Annotated in this window: 32 protein-coding genes; 22 read left to right on the forward strand and 10 right to left on the reverse strand. The window is 62.0% G+C overall.

Annotated elements, in window-relative coordinates:
• The first annotated feature begins 12 nt into the window (after window positions 1-12).
• From AQ12_RS05345 to dnaB, 10 genes are all read left to right on the forward strand, one after another.
• Entirely contained in the window at window positions 13-285 is a 273-nt protein-coding gene (locus AQ12_RS05345) for a DUF4212 domain-containing protein (RefSeq protein WP_238587657.1), read from the forward strand.
• Window positions 278-2365, forward strand: coding sequence for a VC_2705 family sodium/solute symporter (locus AQ12_RS05350; RefSeq protein ID WP_048438836.1), 2088 nt, complete (start codon window positions 278-280; stop codon window positions 2363-2365). Before AQ12_RS05345 ends, AQ12_RS05350 begins: the two co-directional genes overlap by 8 nt.
• Window positions 2366-2479: 114 nt before the next feature.
• Window positions 2480-4180 (forward strand): MFS transporter, encoded by a 1701-nt coding sequence (locus tag AQ12_RS05355; RefSeq protein ID WP_048438837.1) that lies wholly within the window; start codon window positions 2480-2482, stop codon window positions 4178-4180.
• Between the two features lie 183 nt (window positions 4181-4363).
• The gene (locus tag AQ12_RS05360; protein WP_048438838.1) at window positions 4364-4837 is read left to right on the forward strand and encodes a hypothetical protein; all 474 of its coding nucleotides are present in this window, start codon (window positions 4364-4366) and stop codon (window positions 4835-4837) included.
• Between the two features lie 87 nt (window positions 4838-4924).
• The gene (locus AQ12_RS05365; RefSeq protein WP_048438839.1) at window positions 4925-5383 is read left to right on the forward strand and encodes a hypothetical protein; all 459 of its coding nucleotides are present in this window, start codon (window positions 4925-4927) and stop codon (window positions 5381-5383) included.
• 125 nt (window positions 5384-5508) lie between these two features.
• Window positions 5509-5874, forward strand: a complete 366-nt coding sequence (gene rpsF, locus AQ12_RS05370; protein ID WP_048438840.1) for a 30S ribosomal protein S6 — start codon at window positions 5509-5511, stop codon at window positions 5872-5874.
• Window positions 5875-5903: 29 nt separating this feature from the next.
• Complete coding sequence (priB, locus tag AQ12_RS05375) at window positions 5904-6194, forward strand: primosomal replication protein N (protein ID WP_048438841.1); 291 nt, start codon at window positions 5904-5906, stop codon at window positions 6192-6194.
• 15 nt (window positions 6195-6209) lie between these two features.
• On the forward strand, window positions 6210-6491 hold the full coding sequence (gene rpsR / locus AQ12_RS05380; protein ID WP_048438842.1) for a 30S ribosomal protein S18: 282 nt from the start codon (window positions 6210-6212) through the stop codon (window positions 6489-6491).
• 12 nt (window positions 6492-6503) lie between these two features.
• Window positions 6504-6956 (forward strand): 50S ribosomal protein L9, encoded by a 453-nt coding sequence (gene rplI / locus AQ12_RS05385; RefSeq protein WP_048438843.1) that lies wholly within the window; start codon window positions 6504-6506, stop codon window positions 6954-6956.
• A 165-nt stretch (window positions 6957-7121) separates the two neighbouring features.
• Complete coding sequence (gene dnaB, locus AQ12_RS05390; RefSeq protein WP_048438844.1) at window positions 7122-8525, forward strand: replicative DNA helicase; 1404 nt, start codon at window positions 7122-7124, stop codon at window positions 8523-8525.
• Window positions 8526-8544: 19 nt separating this feature from the next.
• Here dnaB and AQ12_RS05395 read toward each other — a convergent pair whose 3' ends face one another.
• From AQ12_RS05395 to AQ12_RS05410, 4 genes are all read right to left on the reverse strand, one after another.
• Entirely contained in the window at window positions 8545-8964 is a 420-nt protein-coding gene (locus AQ12_RS05395) for a CBS domain-containing protein (protein WP_048438845.1), read from the reverse strand.
• Window positions 8965-9046: 82 nt separating this feature from the next.
• A complete protein-coding gene (locus AQ12_RS05400; RefSeq protein WP_048438846.1) occupies window positions 9047-10741 on the reverse strand; it encodes a PhoH family protein in 1695 nt (564 codons plus the stop codon).
• A gap of 227 nt (window positions 10742-10968) precedes the next feature.
• On the reverse strand, window positions 10969-11445 hold the full coding sequence (locus AQ12_RS05405) for a peroxiredoxin (protein WP_048438847.1): 477 nt from the start codon (window positions 11443-11445) through the stop codon (window positions 10969-10971).
• A 139-nt stretch (window positions 11446-11584) separates the two neighbouring features.
• A complete protein-coding gene (locus AQ12_RS05410) occupies window positions 11585-11953 on the reverse strand; it encodes an Mth938-like domain-containing protein (RefSeq protein WP_048438848.1) in 369 nt (122 codons plus the stop codon).
• A 92-nt stretch (window positions 11954-12045) separates the two neighbouring features.
• Between AQ12_RS05410 and AQ12_RS05415 the strand changes: the two genes are divergently transcribed.
• The 7 genes from AQ12_RS05415 to AQ12_RS05445 are packed head-to-tail and all read left to right on the forward strand — an operon-like array spanning window position 12046 to window position 18510.
• Complete coding sequence (locus AQ12_RS05415; RefSeq protein ID WP_048438849.1) at window positions 12046-13272, forward strand: pyridoxal phosphate-dependent aminotransferase; 1227 nt, start codon at window positions 12046-12048, stop codon at window positions 13270-13272.
• Window positions 13269-14603, forward strand: coding sequence for a homoserine dehydrogenase (locus AQ12_RS05420; RefSeq protein WP_048438850.1), 1335 nt, complete (start codon window positions 13269-13271; stop codon window positions 14601-14603). The genes AQ12_RS05415 and AQ12_RS05420 overlap by 4 nt, the downstream gene beginning before the upstream one ends.
• The gene (thrC, locus tag AQ12_RS05425) at window positions 14603-16030 is read left to right on the forward strand and encodes a threonine synthase (RefSeq protein ID WP_048438851.1); all 1428 of its coding nucleotides are present in this window, start codon (window positions 14603-14605) and stop codon (window positions 16028-16030) included. The genes AQ12_RS05420 and thrC overlap by 1 nt, the downstream gene beginning before the upstream one ends.
• Window positions 16027-16560, forward strand: a complete 534-nt coding sequence (mobB, locus tag AQ12_RS05430) for a molybdopterin-guanine dinucleotide biosynthesis protein B (RefSeq protein ID WP_048438852.1) — start codon at window positions 16027-16029, stop codon at window positions 16558-16560. The genes thrC and mobB overlap by 4 nt, the downstream gene beginning before the upstream one ends.
• The gene (glp, locus tag AQ12_RS05435) at window positions 16557-17786 is read left to right on the forward strand and encodes a gephyrin-like molybdotransferase Glp (protein WP_048438853.1); all 1230 of its coding nucleotides are present in this window, start codon (window positions 16557-16559) and stop codon (window positions 17784-17786) included. Before mobB ends, glp begins: the two co-directional genes overlap by 4 nt.
• Window positions 17783-18034, forward strand: a complete 252-nt coding sequence (gene moaD / locus AQ12_RS05440; protein WP_048438854.1) for a molybdopterin converting factor subunit 1 — start codon at window positions 17783-17785, stop codon at window positions 18032-18034. Before glp ends, moaD begins: the two co-directional genes overlap by 4 nt.
• A gap of 2 nt (window positions 18035-18036) precedes the next feature.
• Window positions 18037-18510 carry a molybdenum cofactor biosynthesis protein MoaE gene (locus AQ12_RS05445; protein WP_048438855.1) on the forward strand — a complete coding sequence of 158 codons (474 nt, stop codon included), beginning with the start codon at window positions 18037-18039 and terminating at the stop codon, window positions 18508-18510.
• 53 nt (window positions 18511-18563) lie between these two features.
• On the opposite strand, the gene AQ12_RS05450 is transcribed toward AQ12_RS05445, so the two are convergent.
• Together AQ12_RS05450 and AQ12_RS05455 are read right to left on the reverse strand one after the other, a co-directional pair.
• Window positions 18564-19055 carry a MarR family winged helix-turn-helix transcriptional regulator gene (locus tag AQ12_RS05450; RefSeq protein ID WP_053076561.1) on the reverse strand — a complete coding sequence of 164 codons (492 nt, stop codon included), beginning with the start codon at window positions 19053-19055 and terminating at the stop codon, window positions 18564-18566.
• Window positions 19056-19163: 108 nt separating this feature from the next.
• A complete protein-coding gene (locus AQ12_RS05455; protein WP_048438856.1) occupies window positions 19164-19739 on the reverse strand; it encodes a hypothetical protein in 576 nt (191 codons plus the stop codon).
• Window positions 19740-19837: 98 nt separating this feature from the next.
• Between AQ12_RS05455 and clpB the strand changes: the two genes are divergently transcribed.
• A complete protein-coding gene (gene clpB / locus AQ12_RS05460; RefSeq protein WP_048438857.1) occupies window positions 19838-22480 on the forward strand; it encodes an ATP-dependent chaperone ClpB in 2643 nt (880 codons plus the stop codon).
• A 122-nt stretch (window positions 22481-22602) separates the two neighbouring features.
• On the opposite strand, the gene AQ12_RS05465 is transcribed toward clpB, so the two are convergent.
• The gene (locus AQ12_RS05465) at window positions 22603-23709 is read right to left on the reverse strand and encodes an S-(hydroxymethyl)glutathione dehydrogenase/class III alcohol dehydrogenase (protein ID WP_048438858.1); all 1107 of its coding nucleotides are present in this window, start codon (window positions 23707-23709) and stop codon (window positions 22603-22605) included.
• Window positions 23710-23796: 87 nt separating this feature from the next.
• Between AQ12_RS05465 and AQ12_RS05470 the strand changes: the two genes are divergently transcribed.
• The 3 genes from AQ12_RS05470 to AQ12_RS22415 all read left to right on the forward strand — a co-directional run bounded on the left by AQ12_RS05470 (window position 23797) and on the right by AQ12_RS22415 (window position 24715).
• Window positions 23797-24102 (forward strand): hypothetical protein, encoded by a 306-nt coding sequence (locus tag AQ12_RS05470; RefSeq protein WP_048438859.1) that lies wholly within the window; start codon window positions 23797-23799, stop codon window positions 24100-24102.
• Window positions 24103-24154: 52 nt separating this feature from the next.
• Complete coding sequence (locus AQ12_RS05475) at window positions 24155-24460, forward strand: DUF1330 domain-containing protein (RefSeq protein WP_048438860.1); 306 nt, start codon at window positions 24155-24157, stop codon at window positions 24458-24460.
• A 117-nt stretch (window positions 24461-24577) separates the two neighbouring features.
• Window positions 24578-24715: a DUF3096 domain-containing protein gene (locus tag AQ12_RS22415; RefSeq protein ID WP_082151415.1), complete on the forward strand. Its 138-nt coding sequence runs from the start codon at window positions 24578-24580 to the stop codon at window positions 24713-24715.
• Between the two features lie 18 nt (window positions 24716-24733).
• Here the strand turns inward: AQ12_RS22415 and AQ12_RS05480 are convergent, their stop codons facing one another.
• A complete protein-coding gene (locus tag AQ12_RS05480) occupies window positions 24734-25510 on the reverse strand; it encodes an SDR family oxidoreductase (protein ID WP_048438861.1) in 777 nt (258 codons plus the stop codon).
• 195 nt (window positions 25511-25705) lie between these two features.
• Here AQ12_RS05480 and AQ12_RS21935 point away from each other — a divergent pair, with 195 nt between their 5' ends.
• Window positions 25706-26131, forward strand: a complete 426-nt coding sequence (locus tag AQ12_RS21935) for a hypothetical protein (protein ID WP_053076560.1) — start codon at window positions 25706-25708, stop codon at window positions 26129-26131.
• 122 nt (window positions 26132-26253) lie between these two features.
• Here the strand turns inward: AQ12_RS21935 and AQ12_RS05490 are convergent, their stop codons facing one another.
• Window positions 26254-26442 carry a hypothetical protein gene (locus AQ12_RS05490; RefSeq protein ID WP_048438862.1) on the reverse strand — a complete coding sequence of 63 codons (189 nt, stop codon included), beginning with the start codon at window positions 26440-26442 and terminating at the stop codon, window positions 26254-26256.
• Window positions 26439-26633 carry a hypothetical protein gene (locus AQ12_RS05495; RefSeq protein ID WP_048438863.1) on the reverse strand — a complete coding sequence of 65 codons (195 nt, stop codon included), beginning with the start codon at window positions 26631-26633 and terminating at the stop codon, window positions 26439-26441. Before AQ12_RS05495 ends, AQ12_RS05490 begins: the two co-directional genes overlap by 4 nt.
• Window positions 26634-26652: the final 19 nt, after the last annotated feature.

Here is a 26652-nt window from a genome sequence, read left to right on the forward strand (position 1 = left end):
ATGATCCGCGCCATGGGTGACCCGCAGGCGCAGGAAAAGCACGATCCGCGCGTGCTCGCATTGAAGGCCGGCTTGCTGGCCGTGTGGGCCCTCGTGACTTTTGGCGTCTGCTGGTTCGCCCGCGACCTGCAATTCATGATGGGTCCGTGGCCTTTCGGCTACTGGATGGCAGCGCAGGGCTCCGTGCTGGTTTTCATCGGCATCGTCGCGTTTTATGCGGCCGCCATGAAACGGCTCGCGCCAGAAGACGACGAAGCCCCCAAGGCCACTGGCATCGATGTCTGATTCGCCCGCCTACGCCGCCTACAAGCTAAGGCTGCACCGCAACCTGGCCATCTTCGTTGCCGGTTTCATGGTCTTTCTGGTTCTCATGGCGTGGGCCGAGAGAAGCGGGCTGTCACGCTATTGGCTCGGGCCGATCTTCATGTTTTCGACGGTCATGATGTATGCGGCCATCGGCATCTATGGCCGCACCACCGACCCGGAGGAGTACTACGTCGCCGGCCGGCGCATTCCATCGATGTACAACGGCATGGCGGCAGCCGCCGACTGGATGAGCGCTGCGTCGTTCATCAGCCTGGCCGGCGGCCTGTATCTGCAAGGGTTCGGCGGTACCGACGGGCAACCCGGTGGCCTCGCGTACATCCTGGGTTGGACCGGCGGCTTTTGCCTGGTGGCGCTGTTGATCGCACCGCATCTTCGCAAGCTCAATCTCTACACGGTCCCCGATTACTTCAGCATGCGTTACGGAGGCCGGTGGCCGCGCGTGATCGCGGCGCTGGCTGCGATTCTTTGCTCGTTCACTTATGTGGTCGCGCAGATCTACGGCATCGGGCTGATCGCGTCTCGCCTCACGGGCGTGCAGTTCGAGATCGGCGTGCTCCTCGGATTGGGCGGTGTGCTGCTTTGCTCGTTTCTGGGCGGCATGCGAGCCATTACCTGGACGCAGGTCGCGCAGTACGTCATCTTGCTTCTTGCTTTCCTGATCCCGGTGTCGTGGCTGGCCTTCAAGCAACTGGGCAATCCTGCGGCGCCCCTGGTGTATGGCGCGCAGATCCAGAAGATCAGCGAACTTGAGAAAAAACTGATGGACGATCCTGCCGAGAAGCAGGTGGCGGCCATCTTCCTTCAGCGTGCGCGCGAGTACGAGGCGCGGCTGCAGGACATCGAGGGCGCGTTGCAACGGGAGCGCTCGGCCGCGCAGCAACGCGTGCGGCAGTTGAAGGCGCAGGGCGCTGATTCAGCGCTCATCGTGCAGGCCAATCGCGAACTCGCGGCGCTGCCCAAGGATGTGGCCGCCGCGCGTGAGCGCTGGACGCGAGTCGTGCACGACAACCATGAGCGCGCCAAGCCGCTGGGCGGTGTTCCAGCCCACAGCCAACCGTTTGCGGGTGACCCGAAAGGCACGCCCGCCGAGCAGGAGGCCTTCAGCAGCGCGCGCCTGAATTTCATCGCGCTCATGTTCTGTTTGATGCTCGGAACGGCGGGCTTGCCGCACCTGCTCACGCGCTACTACACGACGCCAACGGTTGCCGAGGCGCGGTCGTCTGTGGCATGGACGATTTTCTTCATTGCACTTGTTTATCTCAGCGCGCCGGCACTGGCGGTGCTGGTGAAGTTCGAGGTGATGAACAACCTGGTGGGCAGCAGTTTCGATTCGCTACCCCAGTGGATCGCGCAGTGGGCCAAGGTCGACAGCTCGTTGATTTCGGTGGCCGACGTCAACGCAGACCGCATCCTTCAATGGGGCGAGATTCGCCTGGGCGCGGACATGATCATGCTGGCGACGCCCGAGCTGGGCGGCTTGCCCTATGTGATCTCGGGCCTGGTCGCGGCAGGCGGGCTCGCAGCCGCGCTATCGACTGCGGACGGACTGTTGCTCACCATCAGCAACGCGATGGTGCGCGATATCTATTCGCACGAAATCAACCACCGGGTCACCGCCGAGCAGCGCGTGATCCTGTCCAAGTTTGCGTTGCTGGCCGTGGCGTTGGTCGCGGCAGCAGTGGCTTCGATCAAGCCCGCGGAGATTCTTCCATTGGTGGCTTCGGCCTTTTCGCTGGCAGCGTCAGCATTCGTTCCAACGATGGTGCTGGGCATCTTCTGGCGCCGCGCGAATCGGCGAGGCGCCGTCGCCGGCATGCTCGCCGGGCTGGGCGTGACGGTTTACTACATGCTGGTGAATTCACCGACCGTTCGCGCGTTCTTCCAGGCCGTCCCCGGCCAGGACCTCTGGTTTGGCATACAGCCTGTGTCTGCCGGTGTGTTCGGTGTGCCACTAGGGTTTGCAGTCACCATCGCAGTCAGCCTTCTGACGCGACCCGTGCCATCAGTCGCTGCAGTCCCGCTGCAGCAACGATCCTAGGGATTCCCCTAGTAGGGCTTGCCCGCGGGCAGGTCGCGATACGGCCTTGAGTCAGGTTGGCGTCAGACGCAATCCGCACTCTGACCCCACCAGAATCAACCTGAGGAGACATACATGGCGACAGCGTCCGCGACCGGGGTCAAACCCGTTGCTTCGACCGCACCGATGACCCGTGAGGAAAAGAAGGTGATCTTCGCTTCCTCGCTCGGCACCGTGTTCGAGTGGTACGACTTCTATCTGTACGGATCGCTCGCTGCGATCATTGCAAAACAGTTTTTCTCGGGCCTCGATCCGACATCCGCCTACATCTTCGCGCTGCTGGCTTTTGCTGCGGGCTTCCTGGTGCGTCCGTTCGGCGCGATCTTCTTCGGCCGTCTGGGCGACATGATCGGTCGCAAGTACACCTTCCTGGTGACCATCCTGATCATGGGTGCATCGACCTTCATCGTCGGCTTGCTACCCAGCTACGCCTCGATCGGCATGGCCGCTCCGGTCATCCTGATCGTTTTGCGGATGCTGCAGGGCCTGGCCCTGGGCGGCGAGTACGGCGGTGCGGCGACCTATGTGGCCGAGCACGCGCCGCACGGCAAGCGAGGCGCCTTCACATCCTGGATTCAAACAACCGCAACGCTGGGCCTGTTCCTGTCGCTGCTGGTGATCCTGGGTGTGCGCAACATGCTGGGCGAAAAGGAGTTCGGCGATTGGGGCTGGCGCATTCCGTTCCTGCTGTCGATCGTGCTGCTGGGTATTTCGGTCTGGATCCGCTTGAGTCTCAATGAGTCGCCAGCGTTCCAGAAGATGAAGTCCGAGGGCAAGACCTCCAAGTCCCCGCTGACCGAATCGTTTGGCGAGTGGAAGAACCTGAAGATCGTGATCCTCGCGTTGCTCGGCCTCACCGCCGGTCAGGCAGTCGTCTGGTACACGGGCCAGTTCTACGCGCTGTTCTTCATGACGACGATCGCCAAAGTGGACATCACGACGGCCAACCTGCTGATTGCGGCGTCGCTGCTCATCGGCACGCCGTTCTTCATCGTCTTCGGCGCCTTGTCCGACAAGATCGGTCGCAAGCCGATCATCATGGCAGGCTGCCTGATCGCGGCACTCACGTACTTCACGATCTTCCCGCTGCTTCTGAAGTATTCCAACCCGGCACTTCTGGCCGCCCAACAGGCATCGAAGGTGACTGTCACGGCCGATCCCAAGGAATGCTCATTCCAGGGTAGCCCGATTGCGCGCGATATCGATTTCCGTACGTCGTGCGACATCGCCAAGCGCGCATTGACCCAGTCGTACATCCCGTACGAAAACAAGGTCGCGCCTGCCGGCACGCCTGCGACGATCACGCTGGGCGACAAGGTGATCCCGGCTCCCGCAGCCAGCCTCAACGCAGCCGGCAACGGCTTCGCTCCAGAGAGCGCCAAGGCAATTGCCGACTTCCGCAAATCGCTTGGCGATACGGCGAAGGCAGCCAGCCTGACCGTCGCAGCTGACCCCGCGAAGATGAACAAGGGCATGGTCTTGCTGTTGCTGGTATTCCTGGTGGTCCTGGTCACGATGGTGTACGGCCCGATCGCTGCGATGCTGGTCGAACTGTTCCCAACGCGCATCCGCTACACCTCGATGAGCCTGCCGTATCACATCGGTAACGGATGGTTTGGTGGCTTGCTGCCGACGACCGCTTTCGCCATGGTGGCTGCAACCGGCGATATCTACTATGGGTTGTGGTACCCGGTGATCGTTGCCGCCGGCACCTTCGTCATCGGCATGTTGTTCATTCGCGAAACGAAGGATGTGGACATCTACGCGCGAGACTGATGCGCTGAATTGGTAAGAAAGTGCGAAAGCCCGCTCCCTGGAGCGGGCTTTTTTTCGTCCAGACTATGGATAAACCCCGATGCGAGTGGCACGACAGGCGTGCAAAGCTGCATGCACCGAGGCAGGGCGCTGTCTAAAGCCAGAAGTCATCGGATAAATCGGTAAAACGGGTATGGGGGAACAATGCACATTGCCAAGACCGGACTGGGCCAGCAGGTCATCAAGGACCGCTCGATCCAGCTGACGCCCCGACAGCGGTCGGTCTTGATCCTGGTGGATGGCAAGAAAACCGTCGACCAGGTGCTGACGGCCACAGCTGCGGCCGGTGTCACGCGGGACGATATCGAAAGGCTCATCGAGCTGGGTCTCCTGGCCGATTCCGCGCCTGGAAAGACTGCAGTCGAAAACGCAGCCATCGCGGCGCAGGCCGAAAAGGTGGAGCAGCACAAGCAGCGCTCACCCCAGGAGCGTTACCAGGACGCATACCCTATTGCGACTCGCCTCACGGCTGCGCTCGGACTTCGCGGCTTTCGCTTGAATCTCGCCGTGGAAGGGGCGACCAACTATGAGCAACTGCTGGTCGTTGCGCCGCGCATCCGCGAGGCGGTTGGACCCGATAAGTACGCTCCTCTGGACGACGCGCTCAACGATCGTTGAGAGGGTGACCGCCGCAGGTCTTGCGCGCCCGCACAGGGCGCTGCAAACTCAGCCTTCGCCGCATGAATGCGTGCGACCGGAGGCCAGATGATTCCTTGCAAGACGCTGGAAGGCCAGCGCGTCCTGAAAGATCGGTCCGTCGCGCTGACTGCGCATCAGCGCTCGGTTTTCATTCTTGTGGACGGCAAACGGTCGGTTGATGAGTTGCTCGCTGCAACCCGCGCCGGAGGTGTCACCCGCGCCGATGTGGACCGGTTGCTGGAACTGGGCCTGGTTTGCGAACTGTCCAGGTCGGCGGCCATGGCGCTTGATAACTCCCGGCGGCTTGAGGCCAAGCGATCGGGCCGGAGCCTGGAGGAGCGTTACGACCGGGCTCATCCGGTCGCGCTGATGCTCACGTCCAATCTGGGCCTGCGGGGTCGAAACCTCAGCTACGCAGTGACGAACGCCATGAACTACATGGACCTTCTGGCACTGGCGGGTCGAATCCGTGATGCGGTGGGTGACGAGCAATACGCCATGCTTGACCGGCTGATGAACGACTAGGCGCATGGACTCCTCAACGGGCTATAATCGTGGGCTAACCTTGCTGCACCGGCACCGACGCGCCAGGCAGCTGTAACCCAGAGCCACCCCGCTTTTAGCCGCGGCTCGAATCCACAAGGAGTCATATGCGTCACTATGAAATCATTCTTCTGATCCACCCGGACCAGAGCGAACAGGTTCCGGCCATGCTGGAACGCTACAAGGGCATGATCACCGCCAGCGGCGGCAAAGTGCACCGGGTGGAAGACTGGGGTCGCCGCCAGCTGGCCTACCAGATCAACAAGCTTGGCAAGGCGCACTACCTGTGCGTCAACATCGAGGCTGACCAGCCCGTGATGGCCGAACTGGAGCACGCATTCCGCTTCAATGACGCCGTGCTGCGCCATCTGACCGTTGTCAAGAAGAAGGCCGATACCGGCCCATCTTCCATGATGAAGACGGTTGAGCGCGAAGAGGCTCGCAAGGCCCAGCAGGCGGAGTACCAGGCGTAAGAGTCCGCTTGCAGCGGTATTGACCGGGAGTGAATCAGCTCGTTTTGAGCGCCCAGATCGCCGAGGCATCAGCCCTGCGATACACACCGGCCGGACTGCCAGCCTTTGATTGCCGCCTCGAACACGAGTCGGAAATTTCAGAAGCAGGGCAGATGCGGCAAGTGAAAGTGGCGATCAAGGCGGTGGCCTTCGGAAGCACGGCGGAAACGCTGGTGCGTCAATCGATAGGCAGCCAATGGCGATTCACGGGATTCCTGGCAACACCTCGCAACGGCAAACACGCTGTACTCCATATCCAGTCATTTGTTCAGGCAAACTAATTTTCAGAGGTCCACATGGCCACGTTCAAGAAATTCAACAAGGACAAGCGTCCTAAGCGCAACACCCAGTCGCTGCTGTTCAAGCGCAAGCGCTTTTGCCGCTTCACCGTCGCCGGCGTCGAAGAGATCGACTACAAGGACGTCGACACGCTTCGTGATTTCATCGCCGAAAACGGCAAGATCATTCCGGCACGCCTTACCGGCACCCGCGCGATCTATCAGCGTCAACTCAACACCGCCATCAAGCGCGCCCGCTTCCTGGCACTGGTTCCGTACTCGGACCAGCACCGCATCTAAGGAGCGAAGAACATGCAAATCATTCTGCTCGATGAAGTTTTGAACGTCGGCAAGCTCGGCGAAATCGTCAAGGTCAAGGACGGCTATGCCCGCAACTTCCTGATCCCCAAGGGCCGTGCCCGCCGTGCTACCGCTGCCAACAAGGCCGAATTCGAAGCCAAGCGCGTCGAGCTCGAAAAGGCTGCCGCAGCCAAGCTCGCAGAAATGCAGGCTGAAGGCGAGAAGCTCGCTGGCAAGACGTTCAAGCTCACGCAAAAGGCCGGCGTCGATGGCCGCCTGTTCGGCTCGGTCACCAACAGCGACATCGCTGAAGAACTGGGCAAGCAGGGTTTCAAGGTTGCAAAGTCGCAAGTGCGCATGCCCAACGGCCCGATCAAGGTCATTGGCGATTCCACGGTTGCCGTCGCTCTTCACACGCACGTCGTGGTCGACATCACCGTCACGGTTTACGGCGAAACCGCCTAAGCCCAGACAGCTTTCGCCACAAGCAAAAAGCCGCCTTCGGGCGGCTTTTTCTTTTCGCTGTGGTTGTACCGGGTTGCCCACTGGCAATCCACAGCTTTTCCCAAACCTTTTCCCTCGACTTCCGACGCCAAAGCCCTAGCATCGTTCGATTCACCGAAGCCCGACATGTCTGCAGTACTCCATCCCTCCAATGACGACTTTTCACGCGACCTCCAGGTTGCGCAACTTCGTATTCCGCCGCACTCCATCGAGGCGGAATCGAGCGTGCTGGGCGGACTGCTGCTGGACAACAACGCCTGGGACCGCGTTGGAGATTTGCTCACGGATAGCGATTTCTATCGTTATGAGCATCGGCTCATCTACGCATCTATCGGCGGCCTGATCAACGCAACAAGACCGGCAGACGTGATCACGGTCTATGAGCAGTTGCAGGGCTTGGGCAAAGCGGAGGAGATCGGTGGTCTGGCGTACCTCAACTCTCTGGCGCAATACGTTCCCAGCGCAAGCAATATTCGCCGCTACGCTGAGATCGTTCGCGAGCGATCGATCCTTCGCAAGCTGGTGAGCGCAAGCGACGAGATCGCCACTGCGGCATTCAACACACAGGGAAAGGCCGTCGACAAGATCCTCGACGAAGCCGAGCAGAAGATTTTCAACATCGGCGAGGAAGGCTCGCGGATGAAGCAGGGCTTCCAGGGGATGGATTCGCTCGTTGTCCAACTTTTGGACCGGGTCCAGGAGATGGCCGACAACCCGAACGACATCACCGGGGTGCCCACCGGCTTCTACGACCTCGACCGGATGACGTCGGGTATGCAGGCGGGTGACATGATCGTGTTGGCGGCGCGGCCCTCGATGGGCAAGACCGCGCTGGCCATCAACATCGCAGAGCATGTCGCTCTCAATGAAGGCCTACCGGTAGCTGTGTTCTCCATGGAAATGGGTGCCTCCCAGCTGGCAGTGCGTATCGTCGGCTCCATCGGCCGCATCGACCAGATGCACCTGCGCACCGGGCGCCTCACCGATTCCGAGTGGCCGCGCCTGACCGAAGCGATTGAGAAGCTGCGCAATATCTCGCTTCATATCGACGAAACGCCGGGCCTGACGACCAGCGAGTTGCGCGCAAATGCACGGCGGCTCGCGCGCCAGTGCGGCAAGCTGGGGTTGATCGTTGTCGATTACCTGCAGCTCATGAGCGTGTCCACGAGCATGAACGACGAGAACCGCGCGACGGCAGTGGGTGAAATCTCTCGCGGCTTGAAGATGCTCGCCAAGGAGTTGCAGTGTCCGGTGATCGCGCTGTCGCAGCTGTCGCGCGGCGTGGAATCCCGGACGGACAAGCGTCCGATGATGAGCGACCTGCGGGAATCCGGCGCCATCGAGCAGGACGCCGACGTGATCATGTTTATTTACCGTGACGACTACTACAACAAGGACTCCAAGGAGCCTGGCGTCGCCGAGATCATCATCAGCAAGCAGCGAAACGGCCCCACCGGCACGGTGAAGCTCGCTTTCATGAAAGAGATGACGCGCTTCGAGTCGTTGGCCTCGGGAGCCGGCGACTTCTGACGGCGTCTATCGAGCCAGGTCAGCTCGGTTCGGAAATCTCGGCGAGGGCGTCCGCAGCAGGGCCAATTGCCGCCTTGTGTGCAGCAAGATCACCCAGCGCGACTATCCCCACCAGCCGCTTGTCGCGATTGATGATGGGCAGGCGGCGAATCTGGTGCTCGCTCATGAGGGTTGCGGCTTCGTCGATCGACTGGTCCTCATAGCACCAGCGAATGCCTTGCGTCATGACGTCGCGCACCGAGGTACTTCCGGCCAGACCTTCGGCAACGGCGCGCACGACGATATCCCGATCGGAAATGGCTCCGATCATGCGATCGTCTTCGCCGACAGGCAGCAGGCCGAAGTCACCGTCGCGCATCTGCTGCGCGGCTTCGGCGATGGTCGAATTGGGATTGATGACCACGACATCGGGGGTCATCACGTCTTTGAGCTGCTTCATGGATTGTCCTTGCGGTCGGTTGAGTTGCGGATAAAAGTACCCGCAATTACTTCCCGCCGGTGTCAGAGAACAGCTTGAGTCGTCAAAGCACTTCGCTCGCGAAATCAGCCAGCCTCGAGCGTTCGCCACGCGCAAGCGTGATGTGCCCGCTGTGCGGCCATCCCTTGAACTTGTCGATGGCAAACGTGAGGCCGGACGAGCCTTCAGTCAGGTAGGGTGTATCGATCTGCGCGAGGTTACCCATGCAGATGATCTTGGTCCCCGGACCCGCGCGAGTGATCAGCGTTTTCATCTGCTTGGGCGTCAGGTTCTGCGCCTCGTCGATGATCACGTACTTGTTCAGGAAGGTGCGACCGCGCATGAAGTTCATGCTCTTGATCTTGATGCGGCTGCGGATGAGTTCGTTGGTGGCAGCGCGGCCCCATTCTCCGGCGCTGGTTTCAGTCTTGGCGAGCACCTCGAGGTTGTCATCGAGAGCGCCCATCCACGGGCCCATCTTTTCTTCTTCGGTGCCCGGCAGGAAACCGATGTCCTCGCCCACGCTCACCGTCGCACGGGTCATGATGATTTCGGTGTAACGACGGTCATCAAGGACCTGCGTCAGCCCCGAAGCCAGTGCCATCAGCGTCTTGCCCGTGCCGGCTGTGCCAGTGAGCGAGACGAAGTCGATTTCGGGGTCCATGAGCAGGTTCATCGCGAAGTTCTGCTCGCGGTTGCGCGTGCACACGCCCCATACGGAATTCTTCAGGTGGCCGAAGTCCTTCAACGTCTTGAGCACGGCGGTCTTGGCGCGAATCTCCGTGACACGTGCATACAGGCTGGGCTCTCCGGGAGACTCGAAGTACACGAACTGATTGATCAGCAGATTGGGTACGACAGGGCCGGTGATCCGGTAGAAGGTGTGTTGGCCGGTCTGCCAGCTCTCGATCGTCTTGCCATGCTTGGCCCAGAAGTCGGACGGAAGCGCCATCGCACCCGAATACAACAGTTCCAGATCGTCGAGCGTCTTGTCGTTTTGATAGTCATCAGTCGCCAGACCGAGTGCGCGCGCCTTGACGCGCATGTTGATGTCCTTGGACACCAGCACTACTTCGCGCGGCGCATGCTGGTCGCGCAAAGCCTGGACCACGCCCAGGATCTGGTTGTCTGCCTTGCCTTGCGGCAGGCTGGAGGGCAGGTGATTGGCCAGCGCCTGTGTCTGGAAGAAAAGGCATCCGCCAGCTTCGCGGTGTCCGCTGGTGTTGAGCTTGAGGCCACTGGTGATATCCGCGCCTTGAGCGCCGGCCAGCGCGTCGAGCGAGCGACTGGCCTGCCGGGCGTTGCGCGCGACTTCGGTCATGCCTTTCTTGTGGCCGTCGAGTTCTTCCAGCACGATCATCGGCAGGAAGATGTCATGTTCCTCGAAGCGGAACAGGCTCATCGGGTCGTGCATGAGCACGTTCGTGTCCAGAACGAAGAGCTTGGAAGGTCCGGTCGATTTGGCTTTACGCGCAGGTTTTGGCGCGACATGCGGCTGCGCAGGCCGCTTGTAGGGTGCTGTGCTGTTGGTGGCTACGACGACCCCGGGGGCTTCGTCCTCGAAGGCTTCGACCTGGCGGTCGCCTCCGCTGGAACGCGGATCGAAATCCATGACGGCCTGCGGCTTTTCAGCCAGCGGGCTGTTGGGCGGTGCCACCTCCGATTTTCGAGCGGCCTTGTGCGAGGTACGGGCCGGAGCGTCGTACGCTTCGGACGGGAGCAGGGCGGCGCGTTTGGTGGGGGCGGGGGGCAGTGGCATAGGTGGGTTGATTCCCTGATGAGGATGACGAGATGTAGTCCGGCAAGCGGGGGTGCGAAAGGCGGTTCAAGAAGCGGTTCAAGAAGCGAAAAAGCCGCCAGGCGAGCCGGGCGGCTTTGAGTGGTTCAGTAGTGTCGACGCCGCGCGCCGTGGTCAACTGCATGAATTCATTATGCACATGTCGCGTGACGCTTCAACCGCGCCGCACGCCATGTTGCTACCAAACGTCAGGCGGCTTTCTTGAGCAGCTTGACGGCCTTGAGTACTTCATCAACGTGGCCGGGGACCTTCAGGCCACGCCACTCCTGCTTGAGCACGCCGTCTGCGCCGATGAGGAAGGTGCTGCGCTCGATGCCCTTGACCTTCTTGCCGTACATGATCTTGTTCTTGACCACGCCGAACATGTGGCACATCTTCTCTTCGGTATCGGCAATCAGCTCGAACGGCAGTTCAAGCTTGGTCTTGAATTCGTCGTGAGATTTCATGTTGTCGCGCGAAACGCCGAACACTTCGGCGCCGGCCTTCACGAAATCCTTGTACTTGTCACGGAACTGCATCGCCTCGGTGGTGCAGCCTGGCGTGTTGTCCTTCGGGTAGAAGTACAGTACCAGCACAGCGCCGTTGTGTGACGTGTTGGTGACCTTGATGCCGCCAGTGGCGTTTGCTTCGAATTCGGGGATGAGTTTGTTGACAACGATCGCCATGGAATGTGTTTCTCGTGTGACAGGGGTTGCTCGTTGCTGACTGCATAAGGACGCGATTGCCGCGACCTTATGGGGATGCGGACATCCCGTTGCAACCTGCAATTTTACCCTGAAACCGACCCCATGCCTGCAGGCATGGCTATTCGAGCAGCAGCGCGACCGCCACACTGCGGCCCTCTTGCGCCAGGATGTTGTAGGTGCGGCATGCAGCCGCGGTGTCCATCGTTTCGACCCCAACTCGCTTTTCCATCAATGGCGCGAGCCATGCGGCCTTGGGAAATCGTATGCGCGAGCCGCTGCCGAAGATCACCACTTCTGCGCTGACCCCGGCGATGCGAGCGAAGTGGTCAGGCCCGAGTTCGTCGAATGAAGACGCGTTCCATTCGATGCGCTCACCCGCCGACGTGAGGATGACGCTCGTGGTGATTTTTTCGCCGCTCACGCCCACCCAGCCGGGGCCATAGCCGGTGATGGTCTGTACGTCGGATTGATCGGGTTGCAGCTTCATGGTGCGTCGGTATTGTTGCGCTGCACTAAATGTGAGCGGAACTGTGGTCAAATTATATGTTTTCGCACTCTCAAAACCGCTCTGGAGGGGCTTTGAAAACGGTCCAGAAATCAGCCAAGCTCGCCAACGTCCTGTACGACATCCGCGGACCCATCATGGACGCGGCCCGCCGGATGGAAGAAGAGGGCCACAAGATCATTCGCCTGAACATCGGCAACCTTGCCGTTTTCGGGTTTGACGCGCCTGAAGAGATCCAGCAGGACATGGCGCGAAACCTCAACAGCGCTTCAGCCTACTCCGACAGCAAGGGCATTTTCGCGGCACGCAAGGCCGTGATGCACGAGACGCAGAAGCAGGGCATCAAGGGCGTCACGCTCGAAGACGTGTACCTGGGCAACGGCGCCAGTGAACTCATCGCCATGGCGACCAACGCCCTGCTCAATGATGGCGACGAGTTGCTCCTGCCGGCGCCGGACTACCCCCTGTGGACTGCCGCCGCGAGCCTGTCCGGTGGCAAGCCGGTGCACTACCTCTGCGACGAAAACAACGGCTGGATGCCCGACCTCGACGACATCCGGCGCAAGATCACGCCGGCCACCAAAGGCATCGTCGTCATCAACCCGAACAATCCGACCGGCGCGCTGTACTCCGACGAATTGCTGATGGGTATCGTGGCGATCGCCCGTGAACATGGCCTGGTCATCCTGGCCGATGAGGTCTATGACAAGGTCCTGTACGACGGCGCGAAGCACACGGCCATCGGCAGTCTGTCCGACGACGTGCTCACGCTCACCTTCAACTCGCTTTCCAAGAGCTATCGCTCGTGCGGCTACCGCGCGGGCTGGATGGTCGTGTCGGGCGACAAGAAGGCCGCCGCCGATTACATCGAGGGCCTGACGATGCTCTCGAACATGCGCCTTTGCGCCAATGTGCCGGGGCAATACGCGATCCAGACCGCCCTGGGCGGCTACCAGAGCATCAACGAACTTGTCGCCGAAGGCGGGCGCCTGCGTCGCCAGCGCGACCTCGCGTACGAGCTCATCACCGCAATTCCTGGCGTGACCTGCGTGAAGCCGACAGCGGCGCTCTACATGTTCCCCAGGCTCGATCCCAAGGTTTATCCGATCGCCGATGACCGCCAGTTCTTCCTGCAACTGCTGGAAGAAACACGGGTCATGCTGGTGCAGGGCACGGGCTTCAACTGGGCCACGCCCGACCACTTCCGCATCGTCTTTCTTCCCCATGAAGACGACCTTCGCGAGGCCGTGCGCCGCATCGCGAAATTTCTCGAGAGCTACAGGAAACACACGACCGCATGAAAGCTATCCAAGTCGGCCTGATGGGCATTGGCACCGTCGGCAGCGGCGTCTACAACGTGCTTCGCCGTAACCAGCAAGAAATCATGGGCCGCGCCGGCCGTGGCATTGATATCACCATGGTTGCGGACCTCGACGCCGCGCGCGCGCAAGCGGTGGTGGGATCGAATGCAAAGGTCGTCAGTGATGCGCGCGAGATCATCGCCAATCCTGATATCGATATCGTCGTCGAGCTGATCGGCGGCTATGGCATCGCTCGCCAGCTGGTGATGGAAGCCATCGAAGCCGGCAAGCACGTCGTGACCGCCAACAAGGCGCTGCTCGCCGTGCATGGCACCGAGATCTTTGCGGCCGCGCACCGACGCGGCGTGATGGTCGCGTTCGAAGCAGCGGTTGCCGGCGGCATCCCGATCATCAAGGCCCTGCGCGAAGGCCTGACCGCCAACAGCATCGAATGGATCGCCGGCATCATCAACGGCACCACCAACTTCATCCTGTCGGAGATGCGCGACAAGGGCATTGATTTCGACGTCGCATTGAAGGATGCGCAGCGCCTGGGTTACGCCGAAGCCGATCCGACCTTCGACATCGAAGGTGTGGACGCCGCCCACAAGGCGACCATCATGTCGGCCATCGCGTTCGGCATTCCGGTGCAGTTCGACAAGGCCTACGTCGAGGGCATCACCAGGCTGGGCGCGCAGGACATCCGCTATGCGGAGCAGCTCGGTTACCGGATCAAGCTGCTGGGCATCACCAAGCGCACGGCCAAGGGGATCGAACTGCGCGTTCACCCGTCGCTGGTGCCGACCAAGCGCCTGATCGCCAATGTGGAAGGCGCGATGAACGCCGTTCTCGTGCAGGCCGATGCAGTGGGCACCACGCTGTACTACGGCAAGGGTGCCGGCAGCGAGCCAACGGCAAGCGCCGTCATAGCCGACCTGGTGGACATCACTCGGCTGCACACCGCCGATGCCGCCCACCGCGTACCGCATCTTGCATTCCAGCCCGACTCGATGAGCGATGCGACCGTGCTGCCGATGAGCGAGATCGTGACCAGCTATTACCTGCGTTTGCAGGTGGCCGACCAGGCCGGCGTGCTCGCCAAGGTCACCGGCCTGCTGGCAGCGGCCAACATCAGCATCGACGCCATGCTGCAGCGCCCCGCTGGCGTGGGTCAGACCACCGAGGCGTCGCAAGGTGTTGCGCAGACCGACCTGATCATCCTCACGCACAGCGTGCGCGAAGGCACGATGAACGATGTTCTGGCCCAGATGCAGGCGCTGCCCACGGTGCTCGCACCCATCATCCGTATCCGCAAGGAAGACCTCGCGTAATGCGTTACCTGTCCACGCGCGGTCACCCGGACCGCAAGCGCTTTTGCGAAATCCTGCTTGAAGGTCTTGCACCAGACGGCGGGCTGTACCTGCCTGAGAGCTATCCGCAAGTCGATGCGGCGACGCTTCAAAAGTGGAGCGGCCTGAAGTACCACGAGCTTGCGTTCGAGATTCTCTCGCTCTACATCGATGACATTCCGGCTGGTGATTTGCAGGCCATCTGCCGCAAGACATACACAGCAGAGGTGTTTGGCACACCGGAGATTGTTCCGCTCAAGAAGCTTGAGCTGGGCACTGGTTCAGAGTCCAAGCGGCTTTACCTGCAGGCGCTTTCCAACGGCCCCACGCTCGCTTTCAAGGACATGGCGATGCAGCTGCTGGGCAACCTGTTCGAGTACGAACTGGCACGCCGCGGCGAAGAGCTGAACATCCTGGGCGCGACTTCCGGCGACACGGGCAGCGCGGCCGAATACGCGATGAAGGGCAAGAAGGGCGTGCGGGTCTTCATGACTTCGCCCAACGGCCGCATGAGTCCGTTCCAGCAGGCGCAGATGTTCAGCCTGCAGGACGCCAACATCTACAACCTCGCGATTGACGGCGTGTTCGATGACTGCCAGGACATCGTCAAGGCGGTGTCGAATGACCTGGAGTTCAAGCGAAAGTACCGTATCGGCACAGTCAATTCGATCAACTGGGCGCGTCTCGTGGCGCAGGTGGTCTATTACTTTGCGGGGTACTTCCAGGCGGCTGCCCAGAGGGTGAGCTTCACGGTGCCATCGGGCAATTTCGGCAATATCTGCGCCGGGCACGTGGCTCGCATGATGGGTTTGCCGATCGACACGCTGGTGCTGGCCACCAACGAGAACAACGTGCTCGACGAATTCCTGCGCACCGGTGTGTACCGCGTGCGCTCGGCTGCTGACACGCATGAGACGTCCAGTCCCTCCATGGATATTTCCAAGGCCAGCAACTTCGAGCGCTTTGTTTTCGACCTGCTGGGCCGCGACGGTGCCCGCGTCAAGTCGCTTTTCAGCGAGCAGATCGCAGCGACCGGTCAGTTCGACCTGAGCGCGGACCCCGCTTTCAAACAGCTGCGCGAACGCTATGGATTCGTCAGCGGCAGCAGCACGCACGCCGACCGCCTGGCGACCATTCGCAGCACCTTCGAAAGCTCGCACATCATCATCGATACACACACCGCAGATGGCGTCAAGGTTGCGTTCGAGCACCTGCAGCCCGGCGTGCCGATGATCGTGCTGGAGACCGCATTGCCGATCAAATTCGCAGCGACCATCGTCGAGGCGCTAGGGCGTGAACCCGATCGTCCTGCAGCATTGGCAGGCATCGAAAGCCTGCCGCGCCGGGTCACCGTGCTTCCAGCCGACGTGCAACAGGTCAAGGGTTTCATCGCAACCCACTGCGCATGAAGGTCGTCGGCTTTGCGGGCTACTCGGGCTCCGGCAAGACAACGCTGGTCGAGGCACTCATCCCCGCCCTCAAGCTGCGGGGACTTCGGGTATCGGTCATCAAGCATGCCCATCACAAGTTCGACATCGACCATCCCGGCAAGGACACGTACCGGCACCGCGAAGCGGGCGCGTTCGAAGTGGTGGTCGCTTCCAACAAGCGACTGGCGCTGATCCGCGAATTCGAGCAGCCGTCCGAGCTGACGGTGCATCACCTCATCGCGGAGCTTTATGACGGCGTCGATTGGGTGCTGGTCGAAGGCTTCAAGCACAGCAACCTGCTGAAGGTGGAGATCTGGCGAGCCGGCGCGGCCAATCCGGCGCGCTATCCTGACGACGATTTCATCGTTGCCATTGCCACGGACTCTCCCGATCAATTGCCCCAGGCAACCCTGAGGCCGGTGCTGGATCTGAACGACCCGGATTCGGTCGCGCAATGGCTCGTCGACAATGGTGACCGCTTCGAATACGACCCGGAGAACTACGGATGAATGGCACACGCCCCGCCTTGAGGCCGCTCGACGACGCGCTGGCTGAATTGCTGGGCCATGCGCGCCAGCTGGAAGGTGTGGAGATGGTGTCCACCTTCGACGCTGACTCACGCGTGCTGGTGAGCGATCTGGTCTCGGCGTTGCAGGTGCCGCCGCAGGACAACAGCGCGATGGATGGTTACGCCGTCCGTGTGGCCGAAATCGCTGATGAAGGCGTCACCCTGCCGGTGAGCCAGCGCATCGCGGCCGGCAACGCTGCGTTGCCGCTTGCCCCCGGCTCGGTTGCCCGCATCTTCACCGGGGCACCCGTGCCGCCGGGCGCGGACGCGATCGTCATGCAGGAAGACGTCGAGACGGCAGGCGACCAGCAGGTGCGCATCGTGCGGGTCCCTTCAGCGGGCCAGTGGATACGCCGCAGCGGAGAAGACGTGACGCGCGGCGCCGTCGTGCTGGCCGCTGGCGAGCGGCTGTCGGCCGGTTCGCTGGGTCTGGCTGCCGGCATCGGCATGCACCAGCTCCCGGTCTCGCGCCGACCACGTGTCGCGCTGTTTTCCACGGGCGATGAACTCGTCATGCCCGGCACCATCGCGCCCGAGGCGATGAAGCCCGGCACGATCTACAACTCGAACCGTTTTTTCCTTTCAACACTCCTTCGCAAGCTGGGGTGTGACGTGACCGACATGGGCATCGTCCCCGACCAGCGCAATGCGACCATCGCTGCGCTGCAGGAGGCCTCACGGGCGCACGACCTGATCCTCACAAGTGGGGGCGTGTCGGTGGGCGAAGAAGACCACATCAAGCCAGCGGTCGAAGCGCTCGGCACGCTCGATCTCTGGCAGATCGCCATCAAACCCGGAAAGCCCTTCGCATACGGCAAGGTCGGCGCTGCGCATTTCATGGGCCTGCCCGGCAATCCGGTCTCCAGCTTCGTCACCTTCTTGCTGCTGGTGCGTCCTTTCCTGCTCAAGCTGCAGGGGGCCACGCAGATTGCGCCGCGACCGGTGATGGTGCCAGCGCACTTCAACTGGCCGCGTGCCGACAGGCGCCGCGAATTCCTGCGCGCGCGGCGCAACGATGCGGGCGGCCTGGACCTGTTTCCCAATCAAAGCTCGGGTGTTCTCACGTCGGTGGTCTGGGGCGACGGTCTCGTGGACACGGCTGCCGGTCGCACGATCGCGCATGGCGATCTCGTTGCCTTCATCCCGTTTTCGGACCTGCTGGCATGAAGCTCACCGTGCGCTACTTCGCGTCGATCCGCGAGGCCCTCGGCAAGGGCAGCGAAGTTGTGGAAACCGAAGCGCAAAGCGTCGATGCGCTGCGGCAGATGCTGATTGCGCGCGGCGATGCGTATGCGCAAAGCCTCGCGCGGGGCAAAGCCGTGCGCGTCGCGATCGACAAGGTCATGGCCAGCGACTCGGACCCCCTGCACGAAGGGTGCGAAGTGGCTTTCTTCCCGCCCGTCACCGGAGGCTGACCGTGGCTGCGCGCGTCTCCATCCAGGCCCAGGATTTCAACCTCGCAGATGAGGTGGTGGCGCTTCGGTCTGGCGACAAGCGGGTGGGGGCGGTGTGCAGCTTCATCGGCACGGTGCGCGATCGCAATGACGGCGACAGCGTGAGCTCGATGGAGCTGGAGCACTACCCGGGCATGACCGAGCAGGCCATCGAAGCCATGATCGACCAGGCGCATGAGCGTTTCGATATCTTCGGCGCAAGGGTGATCCACCGCATCGGCCTGCTGGCACCGCTCGACCAGATCGTCCTGGTGGCCGTGACGTCCGCGCACCGGGGCGAAAGCTTCAGGGCCTGCGAGTTTTTGATGGATTACCTCAAAACACAGGCACCGTTCTGGAAGAAAGAGCAGACCCCCGCAGGTGCGCGATGGGTCGATGCGCGCGTTGCAGATGATGCGGCGCTCGCCAAATGGGGCATTGCCAGGCCCAACGCCTGAGCGACGTTGAGGCAGCATCCAGGCAGCGTCCGGGCGATGCCGGGTAGATAACCTTAGTCGCTTCCCGGCGGCACAAACGCCGCCCGTGCATCGCTTTCCAGCTCGCCATTGAGCAGCTGCAGCAGTTCGATCAATTGCACCTGCTGATCTTTATTGAGTGGTGAGAGCAGTCGCTTGTAGGCTCTCTCGGCGGGTTTTTGCGCCTGCGCGAGCATCGCTTGGCCCGCAGGGGACAGGGCCACGGAGACATTTCGCCGGTTGTCCGGTGCGGGGGCGCGCTCCACAAATCCGCGCGACTCCAGGCCGCGCAGGACCCGCAGCACGGTCACCTTGTCGAAACCCAGTGCTCGCGCCAGGCTCGACTGGCCCAGGCCCGGATGTGACTTGAGCACGGTGAGCACGCCGAACTGGGCGGGTGTCAAGCCCAGTTCCCGGCACTCGTCTTCGAATACCGCTGCCGAAATCTGGTGAGCGCGGCGCAGCAAGAACCCCGGCCGGACGTACAGGCGCGAGAGCGTTGCGTTGGGTTTGGTGGAACTGGACAAGTTGTGGAGACGGTGTGCGGCAACCAGATTGACGCTGCAACTCAGCAGCAGGGTCTGGTTAGCATACAAACATCGTGCGGAAAGGCAATGCCTTTGCGCAAATTGACGCTAATTGAGGTAGCGGGGCTTGCGGGGCGATGGATCGTCTTCGGGTACAGCGGCCTCATCGACCAGCGGGTTGCCGAAGGGCTCGCGCCACTGGGATCGCGCCAGCGCCTGCTCCAGCAAATGCATCAGGCCCTGCATCAGCTTGGGTTCCATCTCCATCTGGAAACTGCGGGGCGTCTGTGCATGGGCAGTGCGCTCGTTGAAACCCAGGCGAAGGCGGCCGTTTGGCAGCGGCGACGCTTCCACATCTGTCACCAGCAACGGCTCCTCGCCCAGCGGCAATTGCGCCTGCTGTTCCTTGTAGGGCGTGTCGAAGTCCGCGTCTTTCAGGAATTCTTCCTTTCGGAAGTCGGCCAGCATCTGCTTGAGGCCCTCGTCGGCTGTTTCCAGCGAAGTGCCTGCGGATTCGAGCTTGAGCAAATGCCGGGTCAACAGCTTGCTCAGGAGCGGCCAGAGCCCCAGCATGAGCCGCCGGGTCAGCCACAGCCGCATCTCTTCAGACGCGTCGGTATTGATACGCGCGAGGATGCGGTCCTGCTCGGCGATATAGGTGACCGAGAGCTGATGAATCTTCATGTTGTTTGATTCTAGTCAGCCCGGGGTCACACCGGAAGCTTGCGCACCCTTGAAAACCGGGTGGCCGGACCTAAGCTGGTGCTCAGGAGAACATTGCCATGCGACTCGACAAACTCACGACCAAATTGCAGGAAGCCCTGGGCGAAGCTCAAACGCTCGCCCTGGGCAACGACCACGCCTATATCGAACCCGTTCACCTGCTGGTGGCGATGCTGCGCCAGGAAGACGGGCCGCGCTCGCTCCTGCAGCGCGCGGGCGTCAATGTGCAGGGGCTGCTCGCCTCGGCCGAAGCAGCCATGCACAAGCTGCCCAAGGTGCAGGGCCACGAACAGGTCCAGGCCGGCCGCGACCTGGTGTCGCTGCTGCAGGGCGCCGAGAAGGAAGGCATCAAGCGCGGCGACCAGTACATCGCGGGTGAACTCGTGCTGCTGGCGCTTGCCGATACCAAGCAGGACATCGGCCGCATTGCGCGCGACAACGGCCTGACGCGCAAGTCGCTCGAAACGGCGGTGGACACCGTGCGCGGCGGCCAGAGCGTGGACAACCCCGAAGCCGAAGGCCAGCGGGAAGCCCTCAAGAAATATTGCATGGACCTCACCGAGCGCGCCCGCATGGGCAAGCTTGACCCGGTGATCGGCCGCGACGATGAAATCCGCCGCGCGATCCAGGTGCTGCAACGCCGTACCAAGAACAACCCGGTGCTGATCGGCGAACCGGGCGTCGGCAAGACGGCCATCGTCGAAGGCCTGGCCCAGCGCATCGTGGCTGGCGAAGTGCCGGAGTCGCTCAAGAACAAGCGTGTGCTTTCGCTCGACATGGCGGCGTTGCTGGCCGGTGCGAAGTTTCGCGGTGAGTTCGAGGAACGCCTGAAATCCGTGCTCAACGAACTGGCCAAGGACGAAGGCCAGACCATCGTGTTCATCGACGAATTGCACACCATGGTGGGCGCCGGCAAGGCCGAAGGCGCGATGGACGCGGGCAACATGCTCAAGCCCGCGCTGGCTCGCGGCGAGTTGCATTGCGTGGGCGCGACCACGCTGGCCGAGTACCGCAAGTACATTGAAAAGGATGCCGCGCTGGAACGCCGTTTCCAGAAGATCCTGGTCGGCGAGCCGACTGTGGAGGCGACCATCGCCATCCTGCGCGGCCTGCAGGAAAAATACGAAGTGCACCACGGCGTGGAGATCACCGACCCGGCTATCGTCGCCGCGGCCGAGCTGTCGCACCGCTACATCACCGACCGCTTCCTGCCCGACAAGGCGATCGACCTGATCGATGAGGCGGCCTCCAAGATCAAGATCGAACTCGACTCCAAGCCCGAGGTCATGGACAAGCTTGACCGGCGTCTCATCCAGCTGCAGATCGAGCGTGAAGCCGTGAAGCGCGAAAAGGACGAGGCATCGAAGAAGCGTCTGGCCCTCATCAAGGAAGAGATCGAACGCCTGCAAAAAGAGATCGCCGACCTCGACGAGATCTGGAAGGCCGAGAAGGCCACGGCCCAGGGTTCCGCGCAGGTGAAAGAAGAGATCGAACAACTGCGCCGCGAGATCGAAGAGCACACGCGCAAAGGCGATTTCAACAAGGTCGCCGAGCTGCAATACGGGCGCTTGCCTGAGCTGGAAAACAAGCTCAAGGCCGCGCAGGCTGCCGAAGCCGGCAAGGCGAAGAACGCCAAGGACGGAGGCCGTCCGCAGCTCTTGCGCACGATGGTGGGCGCCGAAGAAATCGCTGAAGTCGTTGCGCGTGCCACCGGCATCCCCGTGTCGAAGCTGATGCAGGGCGAGCGCGAGAAGCTGCTCAAGATGGAGGAGCGCCTGCACCAGCGTGTGGTCGGCCAGGACGAAGCGATCAGTGCCGTGGCCAATGCCATCCGCCGGTCCCGCTCGGGCCTGTCGGACCCCAACCGGCCAACGGGTTCATTCCTGTTCCTGGGTCCCACGGGCGTGGGCAAGACCGAGTTGAGCAAGGCACTTGCCAACTTCCTGTTCGACAGCGAAGAGCACATGATTCGCATCGACATGAGCGAGTTCATGGAAAAGCACTCCGTCGCGCGCCTCATCGGTGCGCCGCCCGGCTATGTGGGCTACGAAGAGGGCGGCTACCTGACCGAGGCCGTTCGCCGCAAGCCCTACAGCGTGATCCTGCTCGATGAAGTCGAGAAGGCGCACCCGGATGTGTTCAACGTGCTGCTGCAAGTGCTGGACGACGGCCGCCTCACCGACGGCCAGGGACGCACCGTGGACTTCAAGAACACTGTCATCGTGATGACCAGCAACATCGGCTCGCACATGATCCAGGCGATGGTGGGCAAGTCGTACGAAGAAGTAAAGGACGCGGTGTGGGATGAGCTCAAGAATCATTTCCGCCCCGAGTTCCTGAACCGCATCGATGAGACAGTGGTGTTCCACGGCCTGGATGCCAAGCACATCGCGAAGATCGCGGGCATCCAGCTCAAGACGCTGGAAGACCGGATGGCGAAGATGGACCTGTACCTGCAGGTGTCGCCGGCTGCACTCGAAGAGCTGGCCAAAGTCGGATTCGATCCGGTGTTCGGCGCGCGGCCGCTCAAGCGGGCGATCCAGCAGCGCATCGAGAACCCGCTGTCAAAGCTGATCCTGGAAGGGCGCTTCCCGCCCAAGAGCACGATCCCGGTGGAAGTGGACCCGGTGCGCGAGCCCGGGGTGTTCAAGTTTGGTGGTGCGGTGTCTGCGACGGGTGAAGAGGTTCTCGCCTCGGCTTGAGATCACCCTCACCCCGACCCTCTCCCGCATGCGGGAGAGGGAGTGGGCACCTTCCTGGCTGCGCGCGCGTCTTGCCCCCTCTCCCCCGAGAGGGAGAGGGCTGGGGTGAGGGCAGGCGGCCTCTAGAAAACCACCACCGACCGGATCGACTCTCCCGATTTCATCAAATCAAACCCCTTGTTGATGTCTTCCAGCTTCAGGGTGTGCGTGATGAGGTCGTCGATGTTGAGCTTGCCTTCCATGTACCAGTCGACGATCTTCGGAACGTCGGTGCGGCCCCTCGCACCACCGAACGCCGAACCCCGCCAGTGACGACCTGTCACCAGCTGGAAGGGCCGGGTGCTGATCTCCGCGCCGGCCGGCGCAACGCCGATGATGATGCTCTGGCCCCAGCCCTTGTGGCAGCACTCCAGGGCCTGGCGCATCGTGGTGGTGTTGCCGATGCATTCAAAACTGTAATCAGCCCCGCCGTCGGTGAGCTGCACGATCGCATCGACGATGGAAGGGTGGTCCTTCGGGTTGAGGAAGTGCGTCATGCCGAACTTGCGGGCCATCGCTTCGCGCTCGGGGTTCAGGTCCACGCCGATGATCTTGTCCGCGCCGACCATGCGCGCGCCCTGGATCACGTTCAGGCCGATGCCGCCCAGGCCGAACACGACAACGTTCGCGCCGGCTTCGACCTTGGCGGTATAGATCACCGCGCCCACACCGGTCGTCACGCCGCAGCCGATGTAGCAAACCTTGTCGAAGGGCGCGTCGCTGCGAATCTTTGCCATCGCGATTTCCGGCGCGACGATGTAGTTGCTGAAAGTAGACGTGCCCATGTAGTGAAGCACCGGCTTGCCGTTGAGCGAAAAGCGCGAAGTGCCGTCCGGCATCAGGCCCTTGCCTTGCGTGCCGCGGATCAGCTGGCACAGGTTGGTCTTGCGCGAGAGGCAGAACTTGCACTGACGGCATTCGGGCGTGTACAGCGGAATGACGTGATCGCCCGGCTTGAGCGAGGTGACCCCGGGACCAACGTCGACAACCACACCGGCACCTTCGTGTCCCAGCACCGCCGGGAACAGGCCTTCCGGGTCGGCGCCCGACAGCGTGAAGTAGTCGGTGTGGCAGATGCCGGTGGCCTTGATTTCCACCAGCACCTCGCCGGCGCGTGGGCCCTCGAGGTCGAGTTCTTCAATCGTGAGCGGCTGGCCCGCCTGCCACGCTACAGCGGCACGTGTTTTCATGGAATCTCCTTGTCGTGCGATCCTAGCGTGGTCGCTGGTGATGCGCTCATTCCTGCATAAGAAGGCCCGCGCCATAATCCGCATCACATGACTACCTTGATCTCTTTCGTGCTTCGTGTGCTGCTATTGGTGGCTGGCCTTGCCTCGGCCGCAGTGATCGCGCTGGGTGCTGTTGTCGTGCTCGCGATCTGGGCGATGCGGGCGACGTGGTCCAGGCTCACCGGGCGCCCCACGAAGCCATTCGTGTTTCGCGTCAATCCGCGCCAGGGGTTCGACCGCATGTACCGTGGCGCAGGCCAATCGGGTCAGGGCAGCCGCACGCCGCGAGCCGACTCGGTGCCCACTGCACGCAAGATCCCCGACGTGACCGACGTCGAGCCCAAGCCACGCTGACGCGTCAAAACCGGCCTCGCGCTAGGATGGCGGCTCCACATGAGGAGTCACCATGCCCAAAGGCTACTGGATCGCACGCGTCGATGTTCACGACGCCGAGCAATACGGCAAATACGTCGCAGCCAACAAGAAGCCGTTTGCCGAGTACGGCGCCAGGTTCATCGTGCGCGGCGCCCCTTTCGAGAACCCCGAAGGCGGATCTCGCGCACGCAATGTGGTGATTGAATTTCCGAGCTACCAGGCTGCGCTCGACTGCTACCACTCACCCGGCTACCAGGCGGCGAAGGCCCTGCGTGCGAACGCAGGAATCGGCGACATCGTCATCATCGAAGGCTACGACGGGCCGCAGCCCGGATGAGCTGGTGCGGGCATGTGACCGATAAGAAAAAACTTTTCAATCCGAAAGGTCAGGTGCTCGTTTTGGCCTGATTCGCGAGGCCATACTCGGGCTCCAAAAACCCAGGAGATCCTTCGCATGAACCTCGTTCCCCATATCGGCCCCATTGCTGCACTTGTCGCCGGCGTGCTCATCCTTGTGATGCCCAAGCTGCTCAACTACATCGTCGCGATCTACCTGATCGTGATTGGCGCCGTGGGTCTGTTCGGCCGGTAAGCCCGATTCAGGGCTGCATCAAGGCTGGGTTGTGTGCAGGGCGTAGAGTTTTTGCATGCCACCCAGCCAGCGGTCATAGTCCTGCGCCTTGTTCAGGAAGTATTTGGCGACTTCCGGATGCGGCAACACCAGGAATTTTTCTTCACGCATCGTTTCCAGCACATCGGCGGCAACCTGCTCCGCCGACAGCACGCCATTGACCCCGGCTGAGCCCGTGCCGCCCGCCGTCATCGCGGTCTGGACCGATTGCGGGCACAGGCAGGACACCTTCACACCCTTCTTGCCATAGGCAATGCGAAGCCATTCGGCAAATGCAACGGCCGCGTGCTTTGTCACGCCGTAAGGCGCGCTCTCCACGATATTGAGAAGGCCGGCGGCCGAGGCGGTGACCACGAAGTAGCCCTCGCCGCGTTCCACCATCTCGGGCACCACGGCACGCGCGGCCCAGACGTGCGCCATGCCGTGCACCTGCCACATCTTGTCCCACAGCGCGTCTTCCAGCTCGATCCCGCCCATGCGGCCCAGGATGCCGGCGTTGGACATATAGATGTCGACCTGCCCGAACCGGGCACGCGTCGCCGCCACCAGAGCCTGGATGTCGGCTTCGACGCTCACGTCGCATCGCACCGCCATGGCTGACGCGCCAATGCCCTGCGCAACTGCCTGCGCCAGCGACTCGTTCAAGTCGGCAACAACAACCCCGCGCGCACCACCGGCGGCCAGTGTTCTGGCCAGTGCGGCGCCGATTCCGCTGGCAGCCCCAGTGACGATTGCGACTTTTCCACGGATGTCCATGAGGTGTCCTTTTTGATGTGGCGCTGAGTATGAACCGGCGGGCACGGGGGCCCGAGGCACGAAGGCGACAGCGCAAACCGCAAGGGCTGTCGGCCTGCATTCCCACACGCCGAGATATACGTCGTCCTACGCGCAGCGGCCCGCCAAACGGTGAATATCTCCCCAACCAAATTCTGCTTTCAACGGAGACCCGACATGAACGTAAAAGACGACCTCGACGTGGAAACTGTGACAGTGGCCGGCCGGGTCGATCCCAGCGCGGAAGAGATGTACTGGGAGCGCGAATACTTCCGCCAGCAGTACTACACCCCAGGGCTGGACTACGAAGATTTCGCGCCCGCTTACTGCGTGGGCTATATCGGCTACGCCCAGTACGGGGGCAGCTTTGAGGACGCAGAAAAGTCACTGATCTCCAACTGGGTGCGTATCAAGGGCGACTCGCGCCTGTCGCTGGACCAGGCCCTGCAGGCGGTTCGCGCTGCCTGGATGCGCATGGAAGAGCGCAATACCCAGTTCGTGGCCGTGCACAACGAATCGATGGTGCGCAAGCTGCGCCGGCTTCGTGTTCGCATGCCCGCCCGGTTGCCCTCAATGAAGATCCACGCCCCGGTGCTTCGTTGACCTGAAAAGTCTTTGGAAAGTGAGAGCGCGGCCCCGGCCGCGCTTTTTGCTGCCCGCACGGACAGCGACGATTCAAAGGGGGTCTGAGCCAGGCCGAAAAAAAAGGGGGCATCGCCCCCGTGTCAGTCGACGGCAGCGCCGCCCGGCAAGCCGTCTCGCAACGGGATGTCGTCGATCTCGGCTGGGTGAACCTGGCGCTTGCGCAGCATCGCCTCGAATGCAGTGTCCGCGCCGGAACCGCTACGGGGCTCGACAGGGGCGCAGGGCGCGTTGGAACCTGTGGCCTTGGGGTTGGGGTCGTTGGGATTCATTGTCCGTGGCTCCCGCCTGCGGCGTCATCAGCTTCGCCCGTCTGGTGACGCTGCTGGCTTTGCGAGATCATGTGGGCCATTGCGCTGGCCGCACCCTCACCGGAATGACCCCCATCACCGTGCTCGCCGGCCTGGTTCTGGTCTTGTGATCCCTTCTCTTCTTTCTGGTCTTTTTGACCGTTCTTGCTCATGGTGGCTCCAGGAAAAATG

It is taken from the genome of Caenimonas sp. SL110, from assembly GCF_001044395.1.
Taxonomy (GTDB): Bacteria; Pseudomonadota; Gammaproteobacteria; order Burkholderiales; family Burkholderiaceae_C; genus Ramlibacter.

Coding starts and splice junctions, on each gene's coding strand:
- AQ12_RS05345 (WP_238587657.1), top strand. CDS start 13: ATGGGTGACCCGCAGGCGCAGGAAAAGCACGATCCGCGCGTGCTCGCA.
- AQ12_RS05350 (WP_048438836.1), top strand. CDS start 278: ATGTCTGATTCGCCCGCCTACGCCGCCTACAAGCTAAGGCTGCACCGC.
- AQ12_RS05355 (WP_048438837.1), top strand. CDS start 2,480: ATGGCGACAGCGTCCGCGACCGGGGTCAAACCCGTTGCTTCGACCGCA.
- AQ12_RS05360 (WP_048438838.1), top strand. CDS start 4,364: ATGCACATTGCCAAGACCGGACTGGGCCAGCAGGTCATCAAGGACCGC.
- AQ12_RS05365 (WP_048438839.1), top strand. CDS start 4,925: ATGATTCCTTGCAAGACGCTGGAAGGCCAGCGCGTCCTGAAAGATCGG.
- rpsF (WP_048438840.1), top strand. CDS start 5,509: ATGCGTCACTATGAAATCATTCTTCTGATCCACCCGGACCAGAGCGAA.
- rpsR (WP_048438842.1), top strand. CDS start 6,210: ATGGCCACGTTCAAGAAATTCAACAAGGACAAGCGTCCTAAGCGCAAC.
- rplI (WP_048438843.1), top strand. CDS start 6,504: ATGCAAATCATTCTGCTCGATGAAGTTTTGAACGTCGGCAAGCTCGGC.
- dnaB (WP_048438844.1), top strand. CDS start 7,122: ATGTCTGCAGTACTCCATCCCTCCAATGACGACTTTTCACGCGACCTC.
- AQ12_RS05395 (WP_048438845.1), bottom strand. CDS start 8,964: ATGAAGCAGCTCAAAGACGTGATGACCCCCGATGTCGTGGTCATCAAT.
- AQ12_RS05400 (WP_048438846.1), bottom strand. CDS start 10,741: ATGCCACTGCCCCCCGCCCCCACCAAACGCGCCGCCCTGCTCCCGTCC.
- AQ12_RS05405 (WP_048438847.1), bottom strand. CDS start 11,445: ATGGCGATCGTTGTCAACAAACTCATCCCCGAATTCGAAGCAAACGCC.
- AQ12_RS05410 (WP_048438848.1), bottom strand. CDS start 11,953: ATGAAGCTGCAACCCGATCAATCCGACGTACAGACCATCACCGGCTAT.
- AQ12_RS05420 (WP_048438850.1), top strand. CDS start 13,269: ATGAAAGCTATCCAAGTCGGCCTGATGGGCATTGGCACCGTCGGCAGC.
- thrC (WP_048438851.1), top strand. CDS start 14,603: ATGCGTTACCTGTCCACGCGCGGTCACCCGGACCGCAAGCGCTTTTGC.
- mobB (WP_048438852.1), top strand. CDS start 16,027: ATGAAGGTCGTCGGCTTTGCGGGCTACTCGGGCTCCGGCAAGACAACG.
- glp (WP_048438853.1), top strand. CDS start 16,557: ATGAATGGCACACGCCCCGCCTTGAGGCCGCTCGACGACGCGCTGGCT.
- moaD (WP_048438854.1), top strand. CDS start 17,783: ATGAAGCTCACCGTGCGCTACTTCGCGTCGATCCGCGAGGCCCTCGGC.
- AQ12_RS05455 (WP_048438856.1), bottom strand. CDS start 19,739: ATGAAGATTCATCAGCTCTCGGTCACCTATATCGCCGAGCAGGACCGC.
- clpB (WP_048438857.1), top strand. CDS start 19,838: ATGCGACTCGACAAACTCACGACCAAATTGCAGGAAGCCCTGGGCGAA.
- AQ12_RS05465 (WP_048438858.1), bottom strand. CDS start 23,709: ATGAAAACACGTGCCGCTGTAGCGTGGCAGGCGGGCCAGCCGCTCACG.
- AQ12_RS05470 (WP_048438859.1), top strand. CDS start 23,797: ATGACTACCTTGATCTCTTTCGTGCTTCGTGTGCTGCTATTGGTGGCT.
- AQ12_RS05475 (WP_048438860.1), top strand. CDS start 24,155: ATGCCCAAAGGCTACTGGATCGCACGCGTCGATGTTCACGACGCCGAG.
- AQ12_RS22415 (WP_082151415.1), top strand. CDS start 24,578: ATGAACCTCGTTCCCCATATCGGCCCCATTGCTGCACTTGTCGCCGGC.
- AQ12_RS05480 (WP_048438861.1), bottom strand. CDS start 25,510: ATGGACATCCGTGGAAAAGTCGCAATCGTCACTGGGGCTGCCAGCGGA.
- AQ12_RS21935 (WP_053076560.1), top strand. CDS start 25,706: ATGAACGTAAAAGACGACCTCGACGTGGAAACTGTGACAGTGGCCGGC.
- AQ12_RS05490 (WP_048438862.1), bottom strand. CDS start 26,442: ATGAATCCCAACGACCCCAACCCCAAGGCCACAGGTTCCAACGCGCCC.
- AQ12_RS05495 (WP_048438863.1), bottom strand. CDS start 26,633: ATGAGCAAGAACGGTCAAAAAGACCAGAAAGAAGAGAAGGGATCACAA.